Source organism: Mycobacterium sp. (assembly GCF_035653355.1).
Taxonomy (GTDB): Bacteria; Actinomycetota; Actinomycetes; order Mycobacteriales; family Mycobacteriaceae; genus Mycobacterium.
In genome coordinates this window covers 1-3,458 of the sequence record NZ_DASRBZ010000529.1, presented here as the reverse complement: position 1 = coordinate 3,458, position 3,458 = coordinate 1, and the positions used below count along the sequence as shown (strand labels likewise).

General features: G+C 66.6%; 3 protein-coding genes. 2 read left to right on the top strand and 1 reads right to left on the bottom strand.

The features are described 5' to 3' along the window. A partial coding sequence (locus VFA16_RS18175) for a magnesium and cobalt transport protein CorA (RefSeq protein WP_324969155.1) occupies positions 1-978 on the bottom strand: 978 nt, incomplete at its 3' end. 206 nt (positions 979-1,184) lie between these two features. Here VFA16_RS18175 and VFA16_RS18170 point away from each other — a divergent pair. Both VFA16_RS18170 and VFA16_RS18165 read left to right on the top strand, forming a co-directional pair. Beyond that, positions 1,185-2,174: a malate dehydrogenase gene (locus VFA16_RS18170; protein ID WP_324969154.1), complete on the top strand. Its 990-nt coding sequence runs from the start codon at positions 1,185-1,187 to the stop codon at positions 2,172-2,174. A gap of 29 nt (positions 2,175-2,203) precedes the next feature. Continuing rightward, positions 2,204-3,397, top strand: a complete 1,194-nt coding sequence (locus VFA16_RS18165) for an NAD(P)-dependent malic enzyme (protein ID WP_414687755.1) — start codon at positions 2,204-2,206, stop codon at positions 3,395-3,397. Positions 3,398-3,458: the final 61 nt, after the last annotated feature.

The window sequence follows — 3,458 nt, the reverse complement described above, 5'->3', positions numbered from 1 at the left end:
CATGCCGTAGATGCCGGCGATCATGGTGGGAACACCCAAGATTGCCGCCCAGGCCGAGATCTTGCGCATGTCGATGTTCTGCTGCATGCCCACCTGGGCAAGCGCGGCTTGCACCAGTGAGGTGAGCATTTCGTCGTAGCTGGTGATCTGGTCGGCGGCCTGCGTCTGGTGGTCGGCGACGTCGCGAAGATAGCGCCGCACTTCTTTGGAGATCAGATCCTTGTGCTCGGACTGCATCCGCTGGAACGGGACCGACAGCGGGCCGACGCACCGGCGCAGCTCGACGACTTCCCGCTTGAGCAGATAGATGGGTTCGACGTCGATCTGGTGCCCGGGCGTAAATGCGACTTCCTCGAGGTTGTCGATGTCGGTCTCGATGAAGTTGGCCACCTCCAGGTAGTGGTCGACCACGTAGTCGGCAATGGCATGCATCACCGCGTAGGGGCCGAGGCGCAGCTGTTCAGGGTCAGCCTCCATTTGCTTGCGCACCTGAGAAAGGCCGCCGTGTTCGCCGTGGCGGACGGTGACCACGAAATCCTTGCCGACGAAGATCATGATCTCGCCGGACTCGACGATCTCGCGGGCCAGGACCACTGAGTCGTGAGGGACGTAGTTGACGGTTTTCAGCACCAGGAACAGGGTTTCGTCGTAGCGCTCGAGCTTGGGTCGCTGGTGTGCGACCACGGCGTCTTCGGCGGCCAGCGGGTGCAGTCCGAAAACCTCCGCCACGTCGCGCATCTGGCTGTCGTCGGGCTCGTGCAGGCCGATCCAGACAAACGCTTCTTGGCCGGCCTGCTCGAGCTCACGCGCCTTGGCCAGCGCATCGGCGTGGGTATGCGTCCCGGGTAGCCGTACGCCGTCGACGTACACGCCGCAGTCGACCATGGCTTGCTTAACCGGAGCCGAACTGGACCGGCTGTCCGGCTCGGCGAATGTGGTGCGAGCCACCGGCCGAAGTGAGGCGCGAAACGATGGCATCGGGTCAATCTCCCGTCGCAGCGCAGGTCTGATCGGCGCCGGTCTATGGTACGCGCGCTGACACGGCAGCGGCCATCAGCCGCCGCTTCGAATGACCGCCAGCTGCATCGGCAACGCAAAGCCGTAGGAGTTCGGACCCGAGAATTCAGGTCCGCGCCGGTGCGCTAGTTTCGACGCGACGCAAAACTGCCCAAGGAGCACCTGACGTGAGCACAACTCCCCTCAAGGTGGCCGTCACCGGCGCGGCCGGCCAGATCGGTTACAGCCTGTTGTTCCGCTTGGCCAGCGGCGCGCTGCTCGGCTCGGACCGCCCGATCGAGCTGCGTCTGCTGGAGATCGAGCCCGCCTTGAAGGCGCTCGAGGGCGTAGTGATGGAGCTCGAGGACTGCGCGTTCCCGCTGCTGGCCGGCGTGGAGATCGGCGCCGACCCGACCAAGATCTTCGACGGCGCGAACCTGGCCCTGCTCGTCGGCGCCCGGCCGCGCACCAAGGGTATGGAACGAGCCGACTTGCTGGAGGCCAACGGCGCCATCTTCACCGCGCAGGGCAAAGCCCTCAACGACGTCGCCGCCGACGACATCCGCATCGGGGTGACCGGCAACCCCGCCAACACCAATGCGCTGATCGCGATGAACAACGCGCGCGATATCCCGCGGGAGCGGTTCTCGGCGCTGACCCGGCTCGACCACAACCGGGCGATCGCGCAGCTGGCCAAGAAGACCGGCGTCGCCGTCACCGACATCAAGAAGATGACCATCTGGGGCAACCATTCGACGACCCAGTATCCCGACGTCTTCCACGCCGAGATCGGCGGCAAGAACGCTGCCGAGGTCGTCAACGACCAGGCCTGGATCGAGAACGACTTCATTCCGACCGTGGCCAAACGCGGCGCGGCGATCATCGACGCCCGCGGCGCCTCTTCGGCCGCCTCCGCGGCGTCGGCGACCATCGACGCTGCCCGCGACTGGCTGCGCGGCACCCCCGACGGCGACTGGGTATCGATGGCCGTGGTCTCCGACGGCTCATACGACGTTCCGGAGGGCCTCGTCTCCTCGTTCCCGGTGACCACCAAAGACGGCAACTGGACCATCGTGCAGGGCTTGGAGATCGACGAGTTCTCCCGCGGCCGGATCGACAAGTCGACCGCTGAACTCGCCGACGAGCGCAATGCCGTCACCGAGCTCGGCTTGATCTGACGCCAGTACCCTGGGAAACCGTGCCCGAGATCGCGCCGCACACGGTAAAAACCGCTCCTGACCGGCGCCCCCAGATCCTCATCGGGAACGAGGAGATCTTCGAGGCCCACATAGCGGGCAAGCTTTCCGTGGAGCTGAAGGCGCCGCTGGATACCCAGCGCGCCCTGTCGATCGCCTATACCCCGGGTGTTGCTCAGGTCAGCCGCGCGGTCGCCGCCGACCACACCCTGGCAGCCCGCTATACCTGGGCGCACCGGCTGGTGGCGGTCGTCAGCGACGGCAGCGCGGTGCTCGGCCTCGGTGACATCGGCCCCGCGGCGGCGCTGCCGGTGATGGAGGGCAAGAGCGCGCTGTTCAAGGCATTCGGCGGCTTGGACTCGATCCCGATCGTGGTGGACACCAAAAACCCCGAGGAGATCGTCGAAACGCTGGTTCGGCTGCGGCCGAGCTTCGGCGCGGTCAGTCTCGAGGACATCTCCGCGCCGCGCTGCCTCGAGATCGAACGCCGCGTCATCGAAGCGCTGGACTGCCCGGTCATGCACGACGACCAGCACGGCACTGCGATCGTCGTGCTGGCGGCGCTGATGGGGGCCAGCAAGCTGCTTGACCGCGACATGACGGCGCTGCGCGTGACGATCTCCGGCGCCGGGGCGGCAGGTGTCGCGTGCGCGAATCTCCTTCTCGCGAACGGTGTTTCCGATATTACAGTGCTCGACTCGAGCGGAATCCTGCATCCCAGCCGCGACGACATGAACAGCGTCAAGGCCGAACTCGCGCAGCGCACCAATCCGAAGGGCCGCACCGGCGGCATGGTGGAAGCCCTCGAAGACGCCGATGTATTTCTCGGGGTGTCGGCGGGGGTGGTGCCCGAGGATCTGATCGCCACCATGGCGCCCGATGCGATCGTGTTCGCGCTATCGAACCCCGACCCGGAAATCCACCCGGATGTGGCGGCCAAGTACGCGGCCGTGGTGGCCACCGGCCGCAGCGACTTCCCGAACCAGATCAACAACGTACTGGCCTTCCCCGGCGTGTTCCGCGGCGCACTCGACGCGGGGGCCAGCAGGATCACCGAGAAGATGATGGTGGCCGCTGCCGAGGCGATCTTCTCCGTGGTCGGCGACGACCTGGCGCCGGATCGAATTGTCCCGAGCCCGCTGGATCCGCGAGTCGCGACGACGGTCGCCGCCGCGGTGGCGGCCGCTTCAGATACCCCGGGGTGACTGGCGGCCGGTTTTTCGCGCGGCGACCTGCTGCGCCCGGCTTCGCCGCGCTTGCGATCGG